The organism is Planktotalea sp. (genome assembly GCF_965659345.1).
GTDB lineage: Bacteria > Pseudomonadota > Alphaproteobacteria > Rhodobacterales > Rhodobacteraceae > Planktotalea.
The window spans coordinates 157,557-180,010 of record NZ_CBFHVK010000004.1 but is presented as its reverse complement, the minus strand read 5'-3'; the positions used below and the strand labels follow the sequence as shown (position 1 = coordinate 180,010).

Annotated in this window: 21 protein-coding genes; 12 read left to right on the top strand and 9 right to left on the bottom strand. The window is 52.5% G+C overall.

Going from position 1 to position 22,454, the window contains the following annotated elements:
* Positions 1–23: 23 nt before the first annotated feature.
* Positions 24–443: a hypothetical protein gene (locus ACTG3Z_RS04515; protein ID WP_439141509.1), complete on the bottom strand. Its 420-nt coding sequence runs from the start codon at positions 441–443 to the stop codon at positions 24–26.
* A 233-nt stretch (positions 444–676) separates the two neighbouring features.
* Between ACTG3Z_RS04515 and ACTG3Z_RS04510 the strand changes: the two genes are divergently transcribed.
* The 3 genes from ACTG3Z_RS04510 to ACTG3Z_RS04500 all read left to right on the top strand — a co-directional run bounded on the left by ACTG3Z_RS04510 (position 677) and on the right by ACTG3Z_RS04500 (position 2,128).
* Positions 677–853, top strand: a complete 177-nt coding sequence (locus ACTG3Z_RS04510; RefSeq protein WP_439141507.1) for a hypothetical protein — start codon at positions 677–679, stop codon at positions 851–853.
* A gap of 14 nt (positions 854–867) precedes the next feature.
* The gene (locus ACTG3Z_RS04505) at positions 868–1,572 is read left to right on the top strand and encodes a winged helix-turn-helix domain-containing protein (protein ID WP_375264853.1); all 705 of its coding nucleotides are present in this window, start codon (positions 868–870) and stop codon (positions 1,570–1,572) included.
* A gap of 187 nt (positions 1,573–1,759) precedes the next feature.
* Positions 1,760–2,128, top strand: a complete 369-nt coding sequence (locus ACTG3Z_RS04500) for a hypothetical protein (protein ID WP_439141506.1) — start codon at positions 1,760–1,762, stop codon at positions 2,126–2,128.
* Here ACTG3Z_RS04500 and ACTG3Z_RS04495 read toward each other — a convergent pair.
* The gene (locus tag ACTG3Z_RS04495) at positions 2,116–3,255 is read right to left on the bottom strand and encodes an acyl-CoA dehydrogenase family protein (protein ID WP_439141505.1); all 1,140 of its coding nucleotides are present in this window, start codon (positions 3,253–3,255) and stop codon (positions 2,116–2,118) included. The genes ACTG3Z_RS04500 and ACTG3Z_RS04495 overlap by 13 nt on opposite strands.
* Positions 3,252–4,442 (bottom strand): acetyl-CoA C-acyltransferase, encoded by a 1,191-nt coding sequence (locus tag ACTG3Z_RS04490; RefSeq protein WP_439141503.1) that lies wholly within the window; start codon positions 4,440–4,442, stop codon positions 3,252–3,254. Before ACTG3Z_RS04490 ends, ACTG3Z_RS04495 begins: the two co-directional genes overlap by 4 nt.
* Before the next feature lie 107 nt (positions 4,443–4,549).
* On the opposite strand from ACTG3Z_RS04490, the gene ACTG3Z_RS04485 reads away from it, so the two are divergent.
* The 3 genes from ACTG3Z_RS04485 (at position 4,550) to ACTG3Z_RS04475 (ending at position 9,544) form a co-directional block, all read left to right on the top strand.
* Positions 4,550–5,530, top strand: coding sequence for an AraC family transcriptional regulator (locus tag ACTG3Z_RS04485; RefSeq protein ID WP_439141501.1), 981 nt, complete (start codon positions 4,550–4,552; stop codon positions 5,528–5,530).
* 88 nt (positions 5,531–5,618) lie between these two features.
* Positions 5,619–8,024 (top strand): GcvT family protein, encoded by a 2,406-nt coding sequence (locus ACTG3Z_RS04480; RefSeq protein ID WP_439141500.1) that lies wholly within the window; start codon positions 5,619–5,621, stop codon positions 8,022–8,024.
* Positions 8,021–9,544, top strand: coding sequence for a trimethylamine methyltransferase family protein (locus tag ACTG3Z_RS04475; RefSeq protein ID WP_439141499.1), 1,524 nt, complete (start codon positions 8,021–8,023; stop codon positions 9,542–9,544). The genes ACTG3Z_RS04480 and ACTG3Z_RS04475 overlap by 4 nt, the downstream gene beginning before the upstream one ends.
* Here the strand turns inward: ACTG3Z_RS04475 and ACTG3Z_RS04470 are convergent.
* The 4 genes from ACTG3Z_RS04470 to ACTG3Z_RS04455 form a co-directional block, all read right to left on the bottom strand.
* The gene (locus ACTG3Z_RS04470; protein WP_439141497.1) at positions 9,541–10,320 is read right to left on the bottom strand and encodes an IclR family transcriptional regulator; all 780 of its coding nucleotides are present in this window, start codon (positions 10,318–10,320) and stop codon (positions 9,541–9,543) included. The genes ACTG3Z_RS04475 and ACTG3Z_RS04470 overlap by 4 nt on opposite strands.
* 9 nt (positions 10,321–10,329) lie before the next feature.
* Positions 10,330–11,688, bottom strand: coding sequence for a TRAP transporter large permease (locus ACTG3Z_RS04465; RefSeq protein WP_439141496.1), 1,359 nt, complete (start codon positions 11,686–11,688; stop codon positions 10,330–10,332).
* Positions 11,688–12,533, bottom strand: a complete 846-nt coding sequence (locus tag ACTG3Z_RS04460) for a TRAP transporter small permease (protein WP_439141494.1) — start codon at positions 12,531–12,533, stop codon at positions 11,688–11,690. Before ACTG3Z_RS04460 ends, ACTG3Z_RS04465 begins: the two co-directional genes overlap by 1 nt.
* 119 nt (positions 12,534–12,652) lie before the next feature.
* Positions 12,653–13,885: a TRAP transporter substrate-binding protein gene (locus ACTG3Z_RS04455; protein ID WP_375264842.1), complete on the bottom strand. Its 1,233-nt coding sequence runs from the start codon at positions 13,883–13,885 to the stop codon at positions 12,653–12,655.
* A gap of 110 nt (positions 13,886–13,995) precedes the next feature.
* On the opposite strand from ACTG3Z_RS04455, the gene ACTG3Z_RS04450 reads away from it, so the two are divergent.
* Both ACTG3Z_RS04450 and ACTG3Z_RS04445 read left to right on the top strand, forming a co-directional pair.
* A complete protein-coding gene (locus ACTG3Z_RS04450; protein WP_439141493.1) occupies positions 13,996–15,588 on the top strand; it encodes a GMC family oxidoreductase in 1,593 nt (530 codons plus the stop codon).
* Between the two features lie 28 nt (positions 15,589–15,616).
* The gene (locus ACTG3Z_RS04445; RefSeq protein ID WP_439141492.1) at positions 15,617–16,378 is read left to right on the top strand and encodes a phosphate/phosphite/phosphonate ABC transporter substrate-binding protein; all 762 of its coding nucleotides are present in this window, start codon (positions 15,617–15,619) and stop codon (positions 16,376–16,378) included.
* 94 nt (positions 16,379–16,472) lie between these two features.
* Here ACTG3Z_RS04445 and ACTG3Z_RS04440 read toward each other — a convergent pair whose 3' ends face one another.
* Both ACTG3Z_RS04440 and ACTG3Z_RS04435 read right to left on the bottom strand, forming a co-directional pair.
* Positions 16,473–17,606: an alkane 1-monooxygenase gene (locus ACTG3Z_RS04440; RefSeq protein WP_439141491.1), complete on the bottom strand. Its 1,134-nt coding sequence runs from the start codon at positions 17,604–17,606 to the stop codon at positions 16,473–16,475.
* Positions 17,603–18,637, bottom strand: coding sequence for an A/G-specific adenine glycosylase (locus ACTG3Z_RS04435; RefSeq protein WP_439141558.1), 1,035 nt, complete (start codon positions 18,635–18,637; stop codon positions 17,603–17,605). Before ACTG3Z_RS04435 ends, ACTG3Z_RS04440 begins: the two co-directional genes overlap by 4 nt.
* 151 nt (positions 18,638–18,788) lie before the next feature.
* Between ACTG3Z_RS04435 and ACTG3Z_RS04430 the strand changes: the two genes are divergently transcribed.
* The 4 genes from ACTG3Z_RS04430 to ACTG3Z_RS04415 all read left to right on the top strand — a co-directional run bounded on the left by ACTG3Z_RS04430 (position 18,789) and on the right by ACTG3Z_RS04415 (position 22,347).
* Entirely contained in the window at positions 18,789–19,295 is a 507-nt protein-coding gene (locus ACTG3Z_RS04430) for a DUF721 domain-containing protein (RefSeq protein ID WP_439141490.1), read from the top strand.
* An 11-nt stretch (positions 19,296–19,306) separates the two neighbouring features.
* Positions 19,307–19,903: a DsbA family protein gene (locus ACTG3Z_RS04425; RefSeq protein ID WP_439141489.1), complete on the top strand. Its 597-nt coding sequence runs from the start codon at positions 19,307–19,309 to the stop codon at positions 19,901–19,903.
* Positions 19,900–21,015 (top strand): CaiB/BaiF CoA transferase family protein, encoded by a 1,116-nt coding sequence (locus tag ACTG3Z_RS04420; RefSeq protein ID WP_439141488.1) that lies wholly within the window; start codon positions 19,900–19,902, stop codon positions 21,013–21,015. Before ACTG3Z_RS04425 ends, ACTG3Z_RS04420 begins: the two co-directional genes overlap by 4 nt.
* A 162-nt stretch (positions 21,016–21,177) precedes the next feature.
* Positions 21,178–22,347, top strand: a complete 1,170-nt coding sequence (locus ACTG3Z_RS04415; protein WP_439141487.1) for an MFS transporter — start codon at positions 21,178–21,180, stop codon at positions 22,345–22,347.
* Positions 22,348–22,454 lie beyond the last annotated feature (107 nt).

Genomic DNA, 22,454 nt, shown 5'->3' with positions numbered 1-22,454 from the left:
TGCCAAGCTCTGCTCAACCCTGTTTAGTTACGACCACGGTGGTGACGCGGGCCATAAGCGTGGCTGTGACGGTGACCATTGCCGTGGCGGTGCCAGCCGTGTCCACGACGGTTGTTGTGCGCGCGGTGACCGCGATGACCTTTGTGCGCTTTTGGTCCATGCCCACGGTGGCTACGATGGCTTTTATGACCATGCCCGCGATTGTTTGAAATATGAGCTTTCGGCTTGTGGTGTTGTTTCTTCTTGAAACCACCGTTGTTTTCGATCGCTTTACCGACAATCACCAACGCAGCGATCCCTGCAATGGTTGCGGCAACCGGATCGACATGGTTTTGAGAGCGTGGTTGTACATAGCGGTATTCGCCCGCTTGAGCCATGCTCGATGTAATGCCTGTGAAAGCAAGAGCCGTTGCGACAACTGTAGAAATGAAAGCACGATGCATGTGTTTGATCCTGACTTGGTTGGTGCCTGCCAGTGATTGGCGGGCTTGATGGGATCAAACTGGGGGCAACCCGCTTTGGCAGGCAATATCATCGCAGTGTTATCGAATAGCAGAGGTCTAAACACCCAATGTTATTGAAAAACATTGCTGCACGGCGCATTTAAGGTGTTATGAAACATTGCATCACACTCCTAGTCCTGGCCAGCGTGCTTTCGCTTTTTGCAAGCGCAGCTTTGGCTGATTGTACAGCCGTTTATAAGGCCAAGCAGGATAACCCTTTGCGCCTTGAACAAAGCTCGATCATTGTATCCGGCCCTTGCACGATCGCGGCGGCAGAGGCGAAAGTAAAAGCAGAACTGGCTGCAAAAGGCTGGACATTGCTGAAGGTTTTGTCAGTCTCCGAGAGCTAAGCAGGAGATCAGTTTTGCAAGACGAACCAGCAACAGCGGCCGCATCGCGGCGGACAGGTAATCGGATCGTCGTCGTTGGTTTGGCGGCGATTGTTGGTATTTTGTTGATCGCAGCGATCATCCTATTTGCGACCCTGCCAGATGCGAATGCGTTTAATCTGCGGGTGGAACAGATCTTTGTCGAGAATGACGATCTGAGCAGTCAGGCTGAGATCAAGCTGCTTGAGATCTTGGCACAATCGGGCACGTCGTTTTCAGAAACTCTTGCGTCGTACCGTTTTGTGATTTTCGTTTTGCTGCTTTTTGCGACGTCATTGCTTATCGCGGCAGTTGTGTTTTTGGTGATGCTAATTGTGTTAAATCGCCGAATGGCGCAAATTGAACGTTCAGGGATTCAAGTGTCTTCGCTTTTGATCTCTCGTGAAGAGAAGACGGTCTACCTCAACAACATGGGGTTCAAGCTGACCGACGCCGCGATGGAGACTTTGTCGGTTTTGGCAGAGGCGCGCATGGATGACGAAGTGATGACCGGCGTTGAGATAGAAGCTGTCATTTCTGGGCGTAGCAGCACAGATTGCGAAGAAGCAGCGGGTGCGACGCGGATCAAGCGATTGCGAGACGGTCTTGGCAATCAGATGGTGAGTGAGCTGTTGGTGAAGAACATCGCGCGCAAGGGATATATGCTCGCGATTGATAAGGACGTCATTAAGGTTCTTTGAGGTATTTCGGATTGCTTGAGCATTCCGACCGGCTGGGGGTTTCACCCCCAGACCCCCGAGGATATTTAGTGAAAGAGGCAGAAGTTTTTGCGAGTGACTCGCAATTGATGGGTGGCGTCCCCATATCATCAGTATGAATAGACGAACTTTCAATACAACTCTCATTGGTGGCGCTATGGCGGCGGCCATGCCGCTTCCTGTAGCAGCGAAGGCGACGGGCGCTGTAAAAACGGGCCCTTTGTATGCTTGGGCGGTCGCAATCGCGCGCGCACAAAACAGGACATCGCCTGCTTTGCTTGCGCAACAGCTTGGTGTTTCACAAGCTGTCGCAGCGGATCTTTATGCAAGCATGGTGGCGAATGGTGTCGTTCGTGCGCCCCTGTTTGGTGGGCTAGCGCGCGCCGCGAAACCCTTGTTTAAAAGTGGCAACATCGTTGTAGCGAAAACGTCTGACTTGAGCGGCCCCAAAGCCAAGATCGAGGACATCAAGCGCGGCGTTGAGACGTTTGTGAAACGAGATTTTGCTAAGGATAAAAGCGAGGATCAGGCGACCTGATCCAAGTTTCGCGCGATGACAAGGCGTTGGATGTCGCTGGTTCCCTCATAAATTTGGCAGATCCGTACATCGCGATAAATGCGTTCAACAGGGTAGTCGGACAAATAGCCATACCCACCATGAATTTGGATCGCATCTGAGCAGACACGTTCTGCCATTTCTGAGGTGAAAAGCTTCGCCATGGACGCTTCATTGAGGCAGGGGGTGCCCGCCTCTTTCAATGCGGCTGCGTTTAGGACGAGTTGACGCCCTGCTTCCACTTGCGTCGCCATGTCCGCCAATTTGAAACCAACGGCTTGGTGGTTGGCAATGGCAGTGCCGAACGCAGTGCGCTCTGTCGCGTAATCACGCGCGGCTTTTAGCGCGGAGCGCGCCATGCCCACTGCTTGCGCGGCGATGCCTATGCGCCCGCCTTCCAGATTGGCGAGCGCAATTTTGTAACCTTGGCCCTCTTCGCCCAGCATATTTTCAGCAGGGATGCGCATATCATTGAAGGCTAACTGACACGTATCGGTGCAATTCAGGCCCAGCTTATCCTCCACGCGGACAACTTCATAGCCGGCCGTATCTGTCTCAACTATGAAAGCGCTGATGCCGCGTTTGCCTGCGTCTTTGTTCGTGACAGCAAAAACGATGATCATGCTGCCATTTTTGCCAGAGGTGATGAACTGTTTGGCTCCGTTAAGCACATAGTGATCTCCATCGCGCACGGCGGTCGTGTGAAGATTAGAGGCGTCAGAGCCTGCCTGCGGTTCGGTCAATGCAAAGCCGCCAACCCATTCGCCGCTTGCTAATCTAGGCAGGTATTTTTGTTTTTGCGCCTCTGTCCCGTAATTCAAAATTGGTACGCAGCCGACAGAACTATGCACAGACAAAATTGTAGATACAGGGCCATCGCCCGCCGCGATTTCTTCAAGCGCCAAAGCATACGCGACAGCGCCTGTTTCAGAGCCGCCGTATTCTTCGGGAACCAACATGCCCATGAGGCCAAGTTCCCCCATTTGATCGATTTCTGTACGTGGAAAGGCGCTTGTGCGGTCACGCTCATGCGCAGTGGGCCAAAGCACATCTTGTGCAAATTGGCGGGTCATTTCCCGGATCGCGTCTTGGGTTTCGTTCAGGATCATTGCATCATCTCCAATGCGACTGCTGTTGCTTCGCCGCCGCCAATGCAGACGGAGGCTATGCCGCGTTTCATATCTTTTGCTTGTAGAGCGCCGATGAGCGTCACCATGATGCGCGCGGCGGATGCTCCAATGGGGTGGCCAAGGGCACAGGCACCGCCGTGCACGTTTACTTTATCATGTGGCAAATCTAGTGCGTGCATCGCTGCCATCGGGACGACTGCGAAGGCTTCGTTGATTTCAAACAGATCGACATCAGACAACGCCCATCCAGTTTTGTCTGCCAACTTCGTCAATGAGCCGATCGGCGCAGTCGGAAACAGCCCTGGTTTGTCCGCATAGCTTGCGTGTCCTACCATACGTGCGAGAGGGGTGAGCCCTCGTTTTTCCGCCTCTGATGCGCGCATCATAATCAGTGCAGCGGCACCGTCGGAGATCGAAGAGGAGTTCGCTGCTGTCACTGTACCATCTTTACGAAAGGCGGGGCGCAGCTTGCGGATTTTATCGCGTTTGGCTTTTGCGGGTTGCTCATCGGTTGTTATCAGCACTTCGTCAAAGCGGGACTTGACCGAAACGGGTGTGACTTCTGCATCGAAATGCCCACCGTCAATTGCGGCGACTGCGCGATCCAACGACGCGAATGCATAATCATCCTGTGCATCACGGGTGAATTGGAAACTTTCAGCGCAATCCTCTGCAAATGTCCCCATGAGGCGTCCCTTGTCGTATGCGTCCTCTAGCCCGTCAAAGAACATGTGATCCTTGAGTTCGGCATGACCCATGCGCAAACCTGCGCGCGCTTTGGGCATCAGGTAGGGTGCATTTGACATGCTCTCCATTCCTCCCGCCAGGATCACATCAGCGGAGCCAGCAACCAACATATCATGGGCATACATCGCGGCTTTCATGCCAGAGCCACACATTTTGTTCAGGGTCGTACACGTCGCACCAAGAGGAAGGCCCGCGCCTAGAGCAGCCTGTCGAGCAGGAGCTTGGCCTTGGCCTGCACTCAAGACATTGCCAAAGGCGACTTCTTCGACATCCTCAGGGGCGATACCTGCGCGCGCAACAGCGGCTTTGATCGCAGCAGATCCAAGTTCAGCAGCGGTCACGGAGGCGAAATCACCCTCAAATCCGCCCATAGGTGTGCGTGCGGTAGAGACGATAACGATTGGGTCTATGGCGCTCATGGGTGCGTTCCTTTGCGGTGTGTCGCGTGACTATAGACGAGGTGAAAGTGGCAAACTATGATCAATTAAGTCCAAATGAGTGAGCTATTATACCATGCGATATTCACGTGTCTGAAACGTTCATTTCCAACGCATTTGTCAGTGAAGCACTTGACTGCGCACGGCGTGGCAACGTTGATATCGCTGCACTTCTCGCACAGGCACAGATTGATGCCCCAAGTGGTGGGAAGGTTAGTCCAGAGGCGTTTGGTCGCTTGTGGCTTGGAATAGCGGAGGCGATGAACGATGAGTTTTTCGGCAACGCCGCGCGCCCGATGCGCCCGGGCAGCTTCACCCTTATGGCCCATGCTGTTCGTGCCGCGCCCACTGTCGAAGTCGCTTTGCAGCGTGCGCTGAGGTTTCTCAAAGTTGCGATTGATGAGCCTTATGGCACACTAGATGTGACCCAAGGCACGGCTCAAATCACGCTTCATGATAGCCGAAACAACCGCAGTGCCTTTGCCTATCGCACTTATTGGGTGATTTTGCATGGTTTAACCTGCTGGTTGGCTGATGCACGTATCCCGTTGAAATCGCTTAGTTTTACATGCATCGCGCCATGGCACAAAAAAGACTACCGCCAATTTTTTGGCGCGCCTGTCGAATTTAAAGCACCGATTGGCGCGCTCCGATTTGACGCGAGTTATCTCAAGCGGCCCGTGAACCGAAGCGAGGCTGCTTTGAAGCGTTTCCTACGCGCTGCGCCGGGGACGTTTTTGATAGGATACAAATTCAATGAGGGAACGGTGAGCGCTGTGATGAAAGTGCTCAAGGCAGAAGAACCAATGGACTGGCCGACGTTGCCAGATCTTGCGCGGCGCCTTGATATGTCTGCGGCGACATTGCGACGTCAGCTCGCGCAGCAAGGGCATAGCTATCGCAGCCTCAAGGCCGATCTCAAACGGGAGCGCGCGCAGACGCTCTTGCGCGAAACCCATCTACCGGTGAGCGAGATTTCCAATCGATTGGGCTACGCTGAACCCAGCGCATTTTTTCGGGCGTTTCGCGCGTGGAGCGGTCAAACGCCTGAAGCGTGGAGGAAAAGTTAGCGACGCCATGTGTCGTTTTTGGATTAGAGTGGAAGCAGACGACCTTTGAACATGTCCACTGAAAGCGACGTTTGAAAAGGGCCATATCATGAAGTCTCATTACAGAGTTGTTGTTATTGGTGGGGGCGTCGTTGGCACCTCTGTTCTGTATCACCTAGCAAAAATGGGTTGGTCTGATGTGTGTCTGATTGAACGTTCTGTTCTGACAGCTGGCTCGTCTTGGCACGCCGCAGGTGGCATTCATGCGCTCAACGCCGACCCAAATATCGCGCAACTGCAGGCTTACACGATTGATCTGCTCAGCGAGATCGAGCGAGAAAGTGGTCAAAACATTGGGCTGCACATGACAGGTGGTCTGACAATGGCGGGCACGCCAGATCGTTGGGAATGGTTGCAATCTGCGTATCGCACTTTCCAATCTATCGGGATTGAGGACTGTCGTCTGGTTTCAGTCGAAGAAGCGGTGGAGCTTAATCCGATCATGTCAGGTGAGGGTCTGCTTGGTGGTATGTGGGCAGATCGCGAAGGATATGTTGATACGACTGGAACAGTACATGCCTATGCAGGGGCCGCTAAAAAATATGGCGCTGAAGTTGTAGAGCACAACCGTGTTCTGGAATTGAACCAGACCCTTGAAGGCTGGGAAATTGTGACTGAGAAGGGCACGATAACCTGCGAACATGTGGTCAATGCTGCTGGCCTTTGGGCCAAGCAAGTTGGGCGCATGGCTGGCATTGAGCTACCTGTGTCACCGCTCAATCACCATTATTTGGTGTCCGATACCATCCCTACGCTGGAAGAACTGGATTTCGAGGTTCCAATGACCGTAGACCTCGAAGGTTTTACTTATATGCGGCAAGATCAGAAAGGTCTGTTGCTTGGCATATATGAAGTTGACCATCAGCACTGGATGATGGACGGCGCACCTTGGGAATACGGTTTCGAGCTGCAACAAGAAGATACGGATCGTATCGAGAAAGAGCTGATCTTAGGCTTTGAACGCTATCCAGACTTGCAAAATGTGGGTGTCAAAACATGGGTCAACGGCGCGTTTACGTTCTCACCTGATGGAAATCCATTGGTTGGCCCGGTTCCGGGCAAGCGTGGCTATTGGTGTGCTTGCGCTGTTATGGCGGGCTTCTTGCAAGGCGGCGGTGTCGGTAAATCGCTTGCAGAGTGGATCATCAATGGCGAGCCGGAGGCGGATGTCTACGGTATGGATGTCGCACGGTACGGTATCTGGGCAGAAAACAAGCAATACATCAAAGAGACAACGGGTCAGTTCTACACGCGCCGTTTCGTGATGACCTATCCCAATGAGCAACTTCCTGCGGGTCGTCCTTTGAAAATGGCGCCTGCGTATAGTGATATGACGGAAGCGGGTTGTCAGTGGGGTCAAAGCTGGGATTTAGAAGTGCCGCTATATTTCGGGGGCAAAGGGTTTGAAGAAACGCCTTCGCTCAAACGCTCGAACGCATTTGATATTGTCGATGCAGAATGCAAAGCCGTGCGCGAAAATGTCGGTCTTTTGGATATCTCAGGCTTTTCTCGCTTTGAAGTCTCGGGCGATGGCGCCGAGGCGTGGCTCAATACCATTTTTGCGACTAAATTACCCAAGCCAGGTAGATCCCGACTGGCTGTCGCGCTGGGCGAGGATGGTCGTCTCAAAGGCGATCTTACCTTGTTCAACTGGGGTGATGGCACGTGGTGGATCATGGGCAGTTACTACCTGCGCCGTTGGCACATGCGCTGGTTTGACGATCACATGGGCGCTGATGTGCAGGTGAAAGACTTGGGCGATGAAATGTGTGGCTTCTCACTCTCTGGCCCGAATGCACGCAAGGTTATCGAAAAGCTGAGTGACGGTCCTGTGGGTGCGCTGCCTTTCATGGGATGTGGCACGTTTGATATCGGTATGCTGCGCTGCAAGGTTGGGCGCATGTCGGTAACGGGTGAGCTGGGGTATGAAATTCATTGCCGCATGGGCGATCACATCACGCTGCGCAAAACCCTGTTGGCGGCTGGCGCTGATCTGAACATCAAAGAGATCGGCTTTAACGCGATGATGAGTTTGCGTTTGGAGAAATCATATGGCGTTTGGTCTGCGGAATTCACCCAAGGCTATACGCCCGGCATGACCGCGATGGATCGTTGGATCGACTTTGAGAAAGGCGGTTTTGTAGGCCGCGACGCTGCGATTGCAGAGCGTGACAGCAATGGCCCTGCACAGGTCCAAGTCACCCTTGAGGTGGACGCGGATGGTGCAGACGCAAGTGGCTATGAACCCATCTGGGATCAGGGCAAGAAGGTTGGATTTGTGACCTCTGGTGGCTACGGCCACACGCTTGGAAAGTCCTTTGCAATGGCGTTGGTAGATGTTGGTAGTGCTAATATCGGCGCTGAGCTTAGTGTGCATATTGTCGGTGTTGAGCGCGCGGCAAAAGTTATTGCGCCGTCGCCTTATGACCCTGCTGGCAAAGCGATGCGCGTGTGAGGCAGGGACGCAAAGCACGGCGTGCTGCTGATGCGACGCCAAAGCGCAAAGTTGACTATCGCAATTTGAAAAACCCTTTCCCACCGATGAAAGCGTTCAGCGACGATCATATTGCGCAAATGCATAATGCGGCTTTGGACATGCTTGAAACTCTAGGCATCAAAGTACTCTTACCCGAGGCGCGTGACATTTTTCGACCAGGTGGCGCGAAGGTCGATGACAGCACTGAGATGGTTTTCATTGGTCGTGAGATCATCGAGGCAGCTCTCGCAAGTGCGCCCAAGTCGATCGCAGTTGAAGGTGGTGCGCGGGATCGTGATATCGTTCTTGAACTGGGCAGTCTGGTCTTTCAACCTGGTGCCGGTGCACCCCACGCAACGGATCGGGTAAAAGGGCGTCGCCCAGGCACTTGGCAAGACTACCAAGATCTCACGCGGTTGACCCAGCATTTCGATGTCATGCACATGATCCCGCCTTTGATTGAACCGCAGGATATTCCAATCCATTTGCGTCACTACGCGACGATGGAAGCGCAGATGACACTTACGGACAAAGTTCCATTCGTGTTTTCGCGTGGCACCCCGCAAGTAGAACAAAGTTTTGAAATGCTGCGTAATTTTCGTGGATTATCAGATGCTCAATTCGCCAGTGGTGCGCAATGTTACACGATCATCAACACCAATTCACCGCGCACCATTGATATTCCAATGGCGCAAGGCTTGATCGATTTTGCGAAGGCAGGTCAGCTCAGTATCGTGACGCCCTTTACGTTGATGGGTGCGATGGCCCCTATCACGGTAGCAGGGGCGATTACGCTGAGCCACACAGAAGCGCTCGCCGCAATTGCTTTAACCCAGCTTAGCAATGCGGGGGCACCTGTGTGTTACGGTACATTCACGTCTAATGTTCATATGAAGTCAGGCGCACCTGTTTTTGGCACGCCCGAACATTTTCGCGCGTCTTTGGCGGCGGGACAACTTGCCCGTTTGATCGGTTTGCCTTGGCGCTCTGCTTCGGGAAGTGCGGCGAACCTCAATGATGTTCAGGCGGCCAATGAAACGCAGTTTGGCACATGGGGGTGCCTTATGGCGGGGGCGACCGTGATCATCCATGCCGCGGGTTGGCTTGAGGGTGGTTTGACCGTGTCCTACGAGAAATTGATCACAGATATGGAAGTGCTGCAGATGGTGGCAGAGCTTTGCGCTGCGGGCGAGACTGCGGGTGCCGACTTTGGCCTTGATGCCATAGCCGAAGTGCAGCCGAGCGGACATTTCTTTGGCACACCACACACGATGGAGCGGTATCAAACCGAGTTTTATGAGCCCCTTGTTGCGGATTATTCCAACTACGGCACGTGGCAAGAACGCGGTGAACTTGATGCGACTACCCGTGCGACTGGAATCTGGCAGGATATTCTTGCGCAGCCAAATGATTTGAAGCTGGATGGCGAAGCAGTTGGTGATCTAAAGAAATACATTGCCAAGGCTACTGAAGCAGGCGGCGCGGCGCCCGTAAGTTAATTGCTGTGCAATTCTGACAATTTCTCTGCCGCATTTTCGAGGTCCGGCAAAAACCTCGCCAAATCCGCGACCGAATGGCGTTGTTCGGGCGCATGAACGGATAAAGTCGCCATCAAGCGGCCTGTGCTGTCGTTCACTGGCACGGCGATAGCTGTCATGCCCAACATAAACTCTTCATCGTCTTGCGAGTATCCACGCTTTCGTGTGTCAGCCAATTCTTGTCGCAATCCATCGTGTGAAACGATGGTTTTCTCGGTCAAGCTTTTCAACGGTCGAGAGTTCAAAACAGCATCCAAGGTACTTTCGCGCAGAGTCGAGAGATACATTTTGCCACTAGCAGTGCAATGGAATGGTACTTGCGTGCCGATAGGAAGCTGAATGCGCAGGGGCCATTTTGTTTCGACACGATCAAGATAAGTCATCCCTTCGCGATCAGGCGTGGCGAGGTTGCAAGTTTCACCAATCTCTTCGGCAACGGATTTCAGAATTGCGAGCCGACCCGTGCGCAGACGTTCGGACGACATTGTATGCACTGCGATCTGGCGAAGTCGCGGACCCGGCCCATAAGAACGCCCATCAAGATCGCGTTGTAGAAATCCTTCGGCCTCTGCGGTTTGCAAAAGCCGGTGGATGGTTGGTTTAGGAAGCCCAAGCGCTGCACTGAGCTGCATAGGCTTCAAAGGTGTCCCTGCTTTGGCGATCTCTTCAACCACTAGCAAAAGGCGCAGGTTCGTGGGAATCTGCGTCTCTTGCGTTTTTTGAAGGTCGTCAGGCATCAGAACTCTTTATCTACTTGGCACCAAGTATAGTGCCAAATCTGGGACAAGTGCGACTGTGATCCAAACGGTGATCAATGCCACAAGATACAGTGTAGAGTACCGAAGCAGTCTGAAATACGGAACCCCAGTTACACCGGATGCGACATAAAGGTTTAGACCGTAGGGTGGCGTGATAAAGCCAATGGAGGCTCCGACAAGGAAGATCACCGAGAAGTGGATCGGATCAACACCAACGCTTGCTGCGATAGGCGCCAAGATCGGTGCCAGAATGATCGTCACAGGCAGGGATTCAAGAACCATACCAGCCACGAAAACAATCGCCATTGCCGTGAACAGAACAGGGTAATAGCCACCCATGCCGGTCACAAACCCGCCGATGACTTCCTGTGCACCAAGAAGCGACAGAATCTGTTGCATCACAACAGACACAGCAATCAGCGGTGCCAAGATGCCAGAGATCTGAGCAGAGCGTACAACAACCGATGGAATGTCTTTCAGCGTGAAGCCTTCAACAACGAACATCGAACTGATGGAGCGTTCCTCGATTGGTGTTTCCTCAGTCGTGCCCATGATCTTGTTCAGCGGATAACTGGCAAGGGCCACGATGATACCAAAGCCAACAGTCACACCCGCCGCTTCCGTGGGTGAGAATTTACCTGTGTAAATCCCCCAAAGAACCAGACCGATTGCGAAGAAGCCAAGCCATGCGCCGACTGCCGTTTTCAAGACGCGCTTGAATGACAGTGCGATGATGATGCCCCAACCGTTGATAGAGCAAACGACGAAACACGTCGCCATCATAGCGAGAACCATCAAGGAACCCGGCACGATACCCGCGATGAACAGATCAGAGATCGGCAAGTTCATCAGGAAGCCGTAAACGATGAAGATGATCGACGGTGGAATAATGATACCCACGGTACCGCCCGCCGCAGCAGTCGCTGCCGAGAAGCGTTCGTCATAGCCGCCTTTGACCATTTCAGGGTGCAACATGGAACCGATGGTTGCTGTCGTTGCTGAGTTGGAACCAGAGATCGCCGCGAACAATCCGCAAGCGCCAATCGCCGCCATCGCCAGACCACCGCGGATCCAGCCAAGGCAGGAGTATGCGAAGTCGGACAATCGTTTGGCGATACCTGATTTGTTGATCAAGTCACCCGTTAGAATAAAGAGTGGCATCGCAAGCAAGGCAAAACCGTCCTTGAACACGTTCAAGAGTTCGCCGCCTGTGTTGTCCAGCGTTAGCTCAATCACAAAGCTACAGCCGATGACCCAGTAGAAAATCACCAACAATACCGGTGTTCCCATCATAAACAGGAACGTACAGGCCAATGAAATGATCGTAATGATAGTTGAATCGGCCATTATACATCCCCCCCGATAACAGCTTGTTTGATGAGTGGCTCACCTGCTTTGTAGTTGGCGAGGTCCTCAATCACGTTCTCGATTGCGCGTGTCGCAAGCAAGATGAAGCACACAGGCATTGTGGCCAAGAACCACCAGCGCATTGTGTCGTCTGTGCCCAGAACAATCGCGAAGTTGTCGTAAGTGTTCACTGTTACGCGCGACATTGTTGTGACGCAGATGACGCAGAAAACGAGCCATAGGAAGTTGTCGAATGTCAGCCAGAAAAGCTGGCCTTTGGGGCCATATTTTGTGCGGAATTCGGAAAAGCTCAGGTGCGTGCGCAGGCGAATGTTAAACGTTGCGCCGAACCAAGCCATGATCATAAAGAGCAGCGGTGGAATGGTCGTGGACCAAGGCACCTGCACGGAAAAGACAAAACGCTGGACCACACCAACAAAGATGATCGTCGCCATGACGATGTAGGCGTAGATCACGATTGTACGTTCTGGTGTGCGCTCGAACATGATCAATAGGATGGGGCCAAAGACCACCAAGATCGGGAGAAGACCCAAAGTCAGCGTGCCTAACAATGCGTTTATTGGCGGCAAGAATGCAGCTAGCAGTCCAAGCAGAATAAGAACGGAAATGATAGGGTGCGTGATCTTGGTCGCGGAATAGCCAAGCCGCTCTTCGAGGCGCTCGGCGAAACGCTCGCGATAGTAAAACGCGATGGCACCTAATAGTGTCAAAGGCCCGAACACAAACCAAGCTGCTTCAGAGCGATAGGCCTGCACGGTTTTAAATGTAATATCGCCACTGAGCGTCGCACTGACGATCATCGACATGTCTGACCAGATTGACATCTGGCACCCTCCCTTATGAATTATGTTCGCCCACTATGGCGCTTTTTCGCGCTCTGGGAACAAGAAAGCCGGCCCAAATTCCTTGGACCGGCTCGTTTAGTCGATAAGCCGATTTAGACTTATGCTTTCCACCAGCGACGTGGCTCAACGTTCTCTGGAAGCGTATCTTCGTCGATCTCACGGGAGATGTTGTAGATGTCCTGGTATGTGTCGTGACCACCGGACCAACCGTTAAGACGCTCGCGCCACTCTTCCCAAAGCTGAGGCTGGAACTCAGGTGAGCACATCTCTTCAGCTTTACGCTTCTCTTCTTTGGAGAGGAACGCGTTACGCACGTTGTTCTTCGCGAAGATTGTGTTTGGCAAGATCGGATCGGAAACACCAACCGTCTTAACAAGCGCTGCTTCGTTTGCTGCCTGAACATGTGTCTGCGCCCAGTAGGAGCTTTCCATGACAACGTCCTGCAATTCGCCGGAGAGGCTGTCGAAGACGCCTGCGTTCATCGCTGTGTGCTCTGTACCGCAGAAGAAGTCGAGATAAACAGACTGAGACACAACAGGGCTCATGTTTGCGTAAGCAACCGCAGAAGACCATGTCTCCGCACCGTCAATCAAACCTGTCTTAAGCGCGTCAAGCGTCTCTTCCCAAGCAACTGGAACTGGGTTCAAGTTCATCGCAGTCATGGCGATACGGCCAAGCTGTGTACCTGTTACACGGTTCTTCGTGCCAGCAAGCTGCTCAACAGATGTGACAGTCTCTTTATCTTCCCACTTCAGACCCAGCTGGATGCCGCGAAGCTCAGCATGAGAGAAGAGGAACTTCAGACCGTGGCGCTTCTCATATGGGTCACGCAGCAGGCGCTGGGACTCAGGGTGATAGAGGAAGTGATACTGGTCCGCACGTGTACGGAACTGGTACGCATAATCCAGAACGTTGAGGTACGGCGCGCCGCCCGCAGAGTTCTGTGTAGAGGCCGCGTAGATGTCTACGATGCCCTGCTGACACTTCTCAACGCAGGAAACCTGACCACAGATTTGGTTGTCGCCGATGAACTCAACACGAATCTCACCATCGGAGCGTGATTCGAGGTCACGAGCAAATTCCAAAGCGCCAGCGCGTTCGATCAGAAGGTTGCGAGCGTTAAAGCCAGCCGCACCGAACTTAAGCGTGTGCTTAGGCTCTTTCGCAAAGCGCTTTTCATATGTGGACTCAGCTGCAGAAGCCAAGTTTGCAAGGCTCATCGCGCCACCGAATGCACCCGCCGCCATAAGCGTCGAGCTCATGCCGTACTGACCCGCAACTTTAAACAAGTCACGACGCGTCAGGTGATTGATTTTATCACTCGTTCCCATCATTTTCTCCCTATTGATGATTATTGAGACGTTTTGTTTCAAAAAAAGGCTAGCTTACAATTTGTAATCTGCATAGAGTTTTTTTGAATTAAGTTTGAAAGGGACTCGTCGTGGAGGCTGATTTTATCATCGTAGGGGCTGGTTCTGCCGGTTGTGTCCTCGCCAATCGCCTCAGCGCAGACCCTAAGAATCGCGTGATTCTGCTCGAAGCGGGTGGCAAAGATAACAACCCGTGGATCCACATTCCCGTGGGCTACTTCAAAACCATTCATAATCCTAAAGTTGATTGGTGTTATAAAACGGAACCTGACGAAGGCTTGAATGGACGCTCGATTGAATGGCCCCGTGGCAAAGTCTTGGGCGGTTCATCTTCGCTTAACGGATTGCTTTATGTCCGTGGTCAAGCACAGGACTATGACCGCTGGCGTCAGATGGGCAACGTTGGATGGGGGTGGGACGATGTCCTGCCGTTGTTCAAGCGCTCAGAGAGCAATGAGCGTGGGGTAGACGAGTTTCATAACGATAGCGGCGAGCTCTCTGTCTCCAACATGCGCATTCAACGCCCGATTACAGATGCATGGATCGAAGCGGCGCAAGCGGCGGGTTACAAGTTCAACCCTGACTACAATGGCGCGGATCAAGAGGGAGTCAGCTTTTTTCAGCTGACAGCCAAGAACGGTCTGCGCTGTTCTTCTGCAGCGGCTTTCTTGCGTCCTGCGAAGTCGCGCGAGAATTTGACGATAGTCACACACGCCCAAGCACAGAACATTATCTTCGAGGGTAAGCGCGCGAGTGGCATTCGGTATAAAGACCGCTCTGGCAAAGATCAGATCGTCAAAGCGCGCAAAGAGATTGTGATCTCCGGTGGCGCAATTAATTCGCCTCAGCTTTTGATGCTTTCCGGCATTGGTGATCCTGAGCAACTCGCGCAACATGGTATCGAGGTCGTCGTGCCGCTCAAAGGTGTGGGAAAGAATATGCAAGACCATTTGCAAGCGCGGCTCGTTTATAAATGTCATGAACCAACGCTGAATGATGAAGTCGGCTCTATGTTTGGCCAAGCCAAGATTGGCCTAAAGTACATCACGTCGCGCTCAGGCCCAATGACGATGGCTGCCAGCCTTGCGACTGGTTTTCTGAAGACCCGTGATGATCTTGAAACGCCAGATATCCAGTTCCATGTTCAACCGCTTTCAGCCGAAAATCCGGGTAAGGGCGCAGATAAGTTCTCTGCCTTCACGATGTCGGTCTGTCAGCTACGCCCAGAATCAAAGGGTGAGATCAAACTCGCCAGTTCTAACCCGATGGATTACCCCAAGATCCACGCCAATTATCTCTCAACAGAAACTGATTGCCGCACAGCTGTCGCCGGCGTCAACATTGCACGCAGAATTGCGCGTCAAGAACCACTTGCCTCCAAGATCTCGCAAGAGTTCCGCCCGCACGCTTCCCTAGACATGGACAATTATGACGAAACGCTCGATTGGGTGCGCAACAACACGGCTTCAATCTACCACCCCACGGGCACTTGCAAAATGGGCAGCGATCCGATGTCAGTTGTGGATGATAAATTGCGCGTGCATGGCATCGAAGGACTGCGCGTTGCAGATTGCTCCATCATGCCCGAAATCGTAAGCGGCAATACCAATGCGCCTGCAATTATGATTGGTGAAAAGGCGAGCGATCTGATCTTAAACGGCTAACTGATTCCTGTCTAAGAAAGTCGCAACAATGATTGCCAGCCTGATGATGTATGCCCGCCCTGAGCTTGAGGGTGCACATTCTCGCTATTGGGCGCTGATCCGCGAAGAACTTGCAGACGTGGGCATCGACACCCCTGAAACGCTCTCCCAGAACGCTCCAGCTTTTGAGGTTTGGGAAAACCCCAATCTTGTCCTTAGTCAAACCTGCGGCATGCCCTACCGTTTGCATCTGAAAGACAAGGTCACGTTGGTTGGTACTCCCGACTATGGCCTTCCCGCGTGTGAGTCGGGCTACTATCGCAGTCCATTTGTCGTGCGCGCCGACGATCCGCGCAAGGAGCTGGCAGATTTCAAAAACGAGATATTCGCATTTAACCAACCCCATTCACAATCTGGCTACGCCGCCCCCTATGCACATGCGACAAGCAAAGGCGTTTGGTTTGATAAGCTTTTGCAAACAGGCTCTCACAATATCTCTGCAGCCGCTGTGGCTGATGGCCGCGCGGATATTGCAGCACTTGATGGCATGACGTGGCGTTTGATTACGCAATACGAAGCGTTTGCCAAACACTTGCGTGTACTGGAATGGACCTCACCCACACCGGGGCTGCCGCTGATCACTGCCAAAACCAACGACCCTGAAAAAATTTTCTCAGCAGTGCAGAACGCGATTTCGCGCCTTGCGCCGGAAGACAAAGCTGCGCTTCATCTCAAATCACTGGTAAAGATTCCAGCGGCTGATTATCTCGCTGTTCCCAACCCACCGGAGATTAAAAGCAAAACGCCCTAGCTTCCTCTCTCTATAAATATCCCGGGGGTGAATTGGCCAAAGGCCAAGAGGGGGCTGGCCCCCTTCCTTAGCGACGCGGAACGCGGCGCAAGCCCTACTTCGGCAATGGATTCAACGCTTTGTTATACGCGCGCCACTCGGTGATTTCAGGATAATACATCTCGCGCCAGCGCTGCACACGCGGGTTCATGATCCGCTTCCATAAACGCGGATAAAGCGCCGCCATTGTCATCACAGGATACCCATATGGCAACTGCGGCGCGTCTGCTTCTGTGTAGGTCTGCAACAGCGGGAAACGGCGATCTGGTTTATAATGATGGTCTGAATGTCGCTGCAAATTGATCAAGAGCCAATTTGAGGCCTGATGCGCTGCGTTCCAAGAATGCCGTGGCTGCACATGCTCGTATTTGCCATCGCCTAGGTGCTTTCGCGTCAACCCATAGTGTTCGACGTAATTTACCAGCTCTAGTTGCCAGATTGCGATGAAGGCTTGGAAGATGAATAGCAGTAAGCCCGTCAGACCGCCAAGTAAAACCGCAAGAACTAAGAACCCAACTTGTAAGGCCCAATATTTAAAGAACGGATTGCTGAAATCTGTCCATGGCAAGTCTTTACGCGCAAGCATTGCTTTTTCTGCACCGAACGCAGACAGCCAGCATTGGCGCAGAACACGTGGGAAGTAGCGATGAAACCCTTCTCCGTAGCGCGCCGTAACAGGGTCACGCGGTGTTCCGACGTAGCGGTGATGTACGAGCAAATGTTCTGATCGGAAGTGCGAATAAAGAACCATAGCGAGCAAAGCATCCGCCAAGAACCGCTCGCGCTTGTTCTTTTGGTGCATCAATTCGTGGCTATAGTTAATTCCAATCGTCCCAGTTCCGACACCTACGCTAAAAAACAATCCGATTTTTTCCCATGTGCCTAAGTGCGCGGCCTGACCAACATAATAGATCAAGCCAAAGATCGTCAGAAACTGAACAGGCACCCAAAGGCTGGTGAGCAATATATAAAGCGACAGATTTTCATCATCGGTATCCGGGTCTACATTCTCTAGGTTTAAGCCTCCTGCAACATCGAGTGCGGAAAACAAATACCAGGTTATCACTGGGAGAATTAGAACCCACCAACCGCCGACATATGCGGCTAGCCAAATCGCGGGGATCAAGAGAAGCGACACCCAAAACGGTAAAGCACTTTGAACTTTCGCGGCTGCGTCAGATGAAATCATTTTGCTCTGCTCCTTGGTGCCTCTTTAGATGTCTTTTTATTGCCGCCTGCCGCTAAATCAAAGACCTTGCGCATCACAGTTGGGAGATCAGAAGGACGAAAGTCCTCTAACGCCACAAATTCCCCCACATCTGCCGCGCGGTCCATCGGAACAAGTGCAGTTTTTACAATTAACCTAAGATGAAAATGAGTGAATGTATGACGTGCTTCCTCATTCAACACTTTCCACTGCGCTTTCATCGGCGGTGCTTCAACAGGCGTCCCTTCGATCCACTCACTACCGGGCCAGCCAAGCATTCCGCCCAGCAGGCCCTGATCTGGTCGCGTCTCTAGCAGATAGGCGCCATCAACGCGTCGAGCCACGTAAGCGATACCTAGACGGATAGGTTTTTTCTTCTTTGGTACCTTCTTTGGTAATTCTACATGTGTTCCGGCCAAGCGTCCTTTGCAGGGATCTCGCCAAGGGCATAGCCCGCAAGCGGGGTTCTTTGGCGTGCAAATGGTTGCGCCCAAGTCCATCACGGCCTGAGCATAGTCACCAGCGCGCGTCTGAGGTGTTAAAGCCTCTGCACGCTCCATCAATTCTGGTTTTGATAAGGGCAAAGGAGTGTGAATGTCATAAAGTCGCGACATCACGCGCTCTACATTGCCATCAAGAACCGTTTCGGGCAAATCATAAGCAATCGAAGACACGGCTGCCGCCGTATAGGGGCCAATTCCAGGCAATTTTAGCAGTTCATCGTGTGTATTGGGAAAGATGCCGTCGTATTCTTCTGCAACAACACGTGCACATTTTAGCAAATTGCGCGCGCGCGCATAATACCCCAAACCCGCCCATTCACCCATGACATCGGCATCTTTTGCAGCAGCCAGATCGCGCACAGTTGGCCAACGGTTCGTGAAACGGACGAAATACTCTTTCACGGCTGCAACTGTCGTTTGCTGCAACATTACTTCTGACATCCAAATGCGGTAGGGATCTGGCATCACACCAGCGCGACGATCCTTTGGACTGACCCGCCAAGGCATCATGCGGGCATGGCGATCGTACCACTGTAAAAGCGTTAAAGGATCAACTGGTTCACGCAATCTTTATATACCTTAATGGATGGTTTCGCTGGCACCTCTCGCCCCGCGCTCTAAGATAGGCTGGAATCGTAAGATGCAAGGCAGGACAAACCCTATGGCGCAACGCCGTGCAACCTCTAAAGGTTTCGCTCGTACATCGAGCCTGCTTACGCAGCGTATCCGTAAGGCGTCTGAATCGCGTGGTTTTGCACAATCGCGTTTGCTGACCCATTGGGAAGAAGTTGTAGGTGAGGACATTGCCGCAATCGCGCGTCCTGTGAATGTCAGCTACGGTCGCCAAGGTTTCGGGGCGTCCTTGACGCTTCTTACGACCGGCGCGAACGCGCCGATCTTGGAAATGCAAAAAGAACAAATTCGCGCCAAAGTTAACGCTGTTTATGGATATAACGCGATCAGCCGTATCAAAATCACACAAACCGCACCTATCGGTTTTGCAGAAGGTCGTGCTGTTTTTGAGCGTGAAGTGACGCCCAAAAAGCCCGAACCAACACCGGAAATCAAACAAGCCGCAGCGCAATCAGCGGGCGGTGTAAAAAGCGATGACTTACGCGCGGCTCTTGAGCGACTTGCACAAAACGTATTAACCAAATCAAAAACCTAAGGAGAAGCCGAATGCTTCGTACCCTATTTTCTGCCGCAGTTGCGGTCATGATGAGCCTGACAGTGGCCACCGCTCAAGAGAGCGAAATCCCCGACATGGTTCAAGGTAGCGCAGATGCAAAAGTCGAGATCATCGAATACGCATCCTTTACGTGCCCACACTGTGCTTCGTTTCACGCTGGTCCCTACAAGGATCTAAAGAAAGATTACATCGATACGGGTAAAGTGAAGTTTGTTTACCGCGAAGTCTATTTCGACCGCTTTGGTCTTTGGGCATCCATGATTGCACGTTGCGCTGGGCCGGATCGCTTTTTTGGCATGACGGATTTGATCTACAAAGAGCAATCATTGTGGTCGCGCGCAGGTGATCCTGCGGCGATTGTTGCTGAGTTGCGCAAGATTGGTCTGAAAGGTGGTCTAGATAACGACACGCTTGATGCCTGCCTAGAGGACGCCGACAATGCGCAGGCGCTGGTTGCTTGGTATCAGGAAAATGCGGAACGCGATAATATTCGCTCAACGCCATCATTTTTGATCAACGGTGAACCATATTCCAACATGAACTACGCAGATTTTTCCGCGATCATTGACGAAAAACTGGCCGAATGAGCGCGCCGCTCCAAGGTCTGAAAGTCGTCGAACTGGCGCGTATTTTGGCTGGCCCTTGGGCTGGCCAGACACTTTCCGATTTGGGGGCCGAGGTGATCAAAGTTGAAGCCCCAGCAGGTGATGACACGCGTCGCTGGGGTCCTCCGTTCATAGAACGTGAGGGCGACACATCCGCTGCCTATTTTCATGCCTGTAATCGTGGCAAACAATCTGTCACCATTGATTTTCGCAACGCTGAAGGGCAAGCGCAGCTGAAAGCGCTGATTGCGGATGCAGATATTTTGATTGAGAATTTCAAAGTCGGTGGCTTGGCGAAATACGGCCTTGATTACGCTTCGCTCAAAGATGAGTTTCCAGCACTTATCTATTGCTCGATCACGGGTTTTGGGCAGACTGGCCCTTATGCGCACCGCGCAGGGTATGATTTCATCATTCAAGGCATGTCTGGTTTGATGTCGATCACCGGTGAACCCGGAGGTCAGCCGCAAAAGTCTGGCGTTGCCATCACAGACATCTTTACGGGCGTTTACGCTGTGTCTGGTATTCTTGCTGCAGTGCATCAGCGGCATACAACAGGCACAGGACAACACATTGATATGGCTTTGCTAGACGTAGCCGCGGCCGTAACTGCGAACCAGGCGATGAACTATCTGGCGACTGGTGATGCACCTGGCATGATGGGCAATGCCCATATGAATTTGACGCCCTATCAGGTGTTTGATTGCAAAGACGGTCACATCATCATCGCGACGGGCAATGACCCTCAATACCAACGTTTATGTGCTTTGCTTGGTGTTGAAGGGATGGGATTTGAAACACGCTTTGCGACAAATGCAGACCGTATTGCCAATCGGGATGAGATGACACGGTTGTTGACCGAGCAAACGTCAAAAATGTCGAAGATTGAGTTGCTTGCAGCTTGCGAAGCTCAAGGCGTGCCAGCAGGTCCGATCAATGATATGGGCGAGATGTTGGATGATCCGCAAATCAAAGCGCGGGGTATGCAGATCGAGCTGGGTGGCATTCCAGGTGTGCGCGCGCCTTATATATTCTCAAATGCAGAGCTTGCCTTAGATCGGCCTTCACCGAAATTGGGTGAAGACAACGACTGACAAGGTGTTTTCGAATTGCGAACGCAATCCGATTAACCGGGGGAGCGCTGCTCCCCCGGACCCCCACGGGATATTTTTCGAAAGAGGAATTGAGCGCGGCGTGCTTGCTGACGCCTGTATTCTCTGACACTCACGCGTCTGAATATTAAAAGTGAGAATACTATGAAGGCGGGTCTGTTTCTTTTGTGTTTGGCCTATGTGCTAAGTCAGTTTTACCGCGCTTTTTTAGCTGTTATGACCGATGTTCTTGGTGCCGATATTGGCGCAAAGCCGGATGATCTTGCCATGGCATCGGGCCTTTGGTTTCTCTCTTTTGCAGCGATGCAAATCCCGGTTGGTTGGGCGCTTGATACATTGGGACCACGGCGCACGGCTTCATCGCTATTGCTTTTGGGTGGGGCTGGGGGCGCGCTGGTCTTTGCGATGGCCACAACGCCGCTGCATCTTAATATTGCGATGCTGTTGATCGGCATTGGCTGTGCACCTGTCTTAATGGCGAGTTTTTTCGTCTTTGCACGGGTCTATTCCGCAGCAATGTTTGCCACGCTTGCATCTGTGATGATTGGCGTTGGATCATTGGGCAATCTTGCGGGATCCGTGCCCCTTGCACTTGCGGTGGATGCGTTTGGTTGGCGCGAAACCGTGTTTGTTTTAGCAGGTGTAACAGGCTTGATTGCGATAGGATTGTTCTTTGCGATTAAAGACCCTGAGCAGGTCAAGAGTGACGCAGGTGGTTCTGTCCTAACGCTTCTGAAGATGCCTGCACTATGGTTGATTATTCCGCTGATGTTTGTCGCTTATGCGCCCGCAGGAGCGATAAGGGGATTATGGATCGGGCCATATGTAACGGAGATTTTTGGTGGCAATGCTGGCACCGCGTCGTTGATCATGGCGAGCGCGATGATTGTTGGGACGCTATGTTATGGTCCGCTGGATCGTCTGCTTGGGACGCGGAAATGGGCGATTTTTGGCGGCAATAGCTTTGGTGCGCTTGTCTGTCTTGCCCTTGGGTTGGGTTTTGCCAGTGGATATTGGGAGGCCGTGTTGTTGTTCAGCCTTGTGGGTTTCTTTGGCATGTCTTTTCCATTGATGATGGCGCACGGGCGAGCGTTCGTGCCACCGCATCTTGCCGGTCGCGGCGTCACCCTGATGAACCTCTTCGGGATTGGGGGCGTCGGACTGGTTCAGATGATATCTGGGCGGATGCACGCCAACCTATCTGTCGACGCATTGAGCCCCGCTGTTTCTTATCATGCAATTTTTCTGCTCTATGCTGCTTTGTTGGTGTTTGGCCTCGTGATCTATGCATTTTGCGAAGATCGGCTCGATTAAGTCACAAATACATGCCCTCAAAGCGTGTCCCCCTTTTCGACCGCACAAGATAGGCGTATAGCGGCCGCGTTGATGTGCGCCCGCACATTTTCAAACCCGTAAAGGAG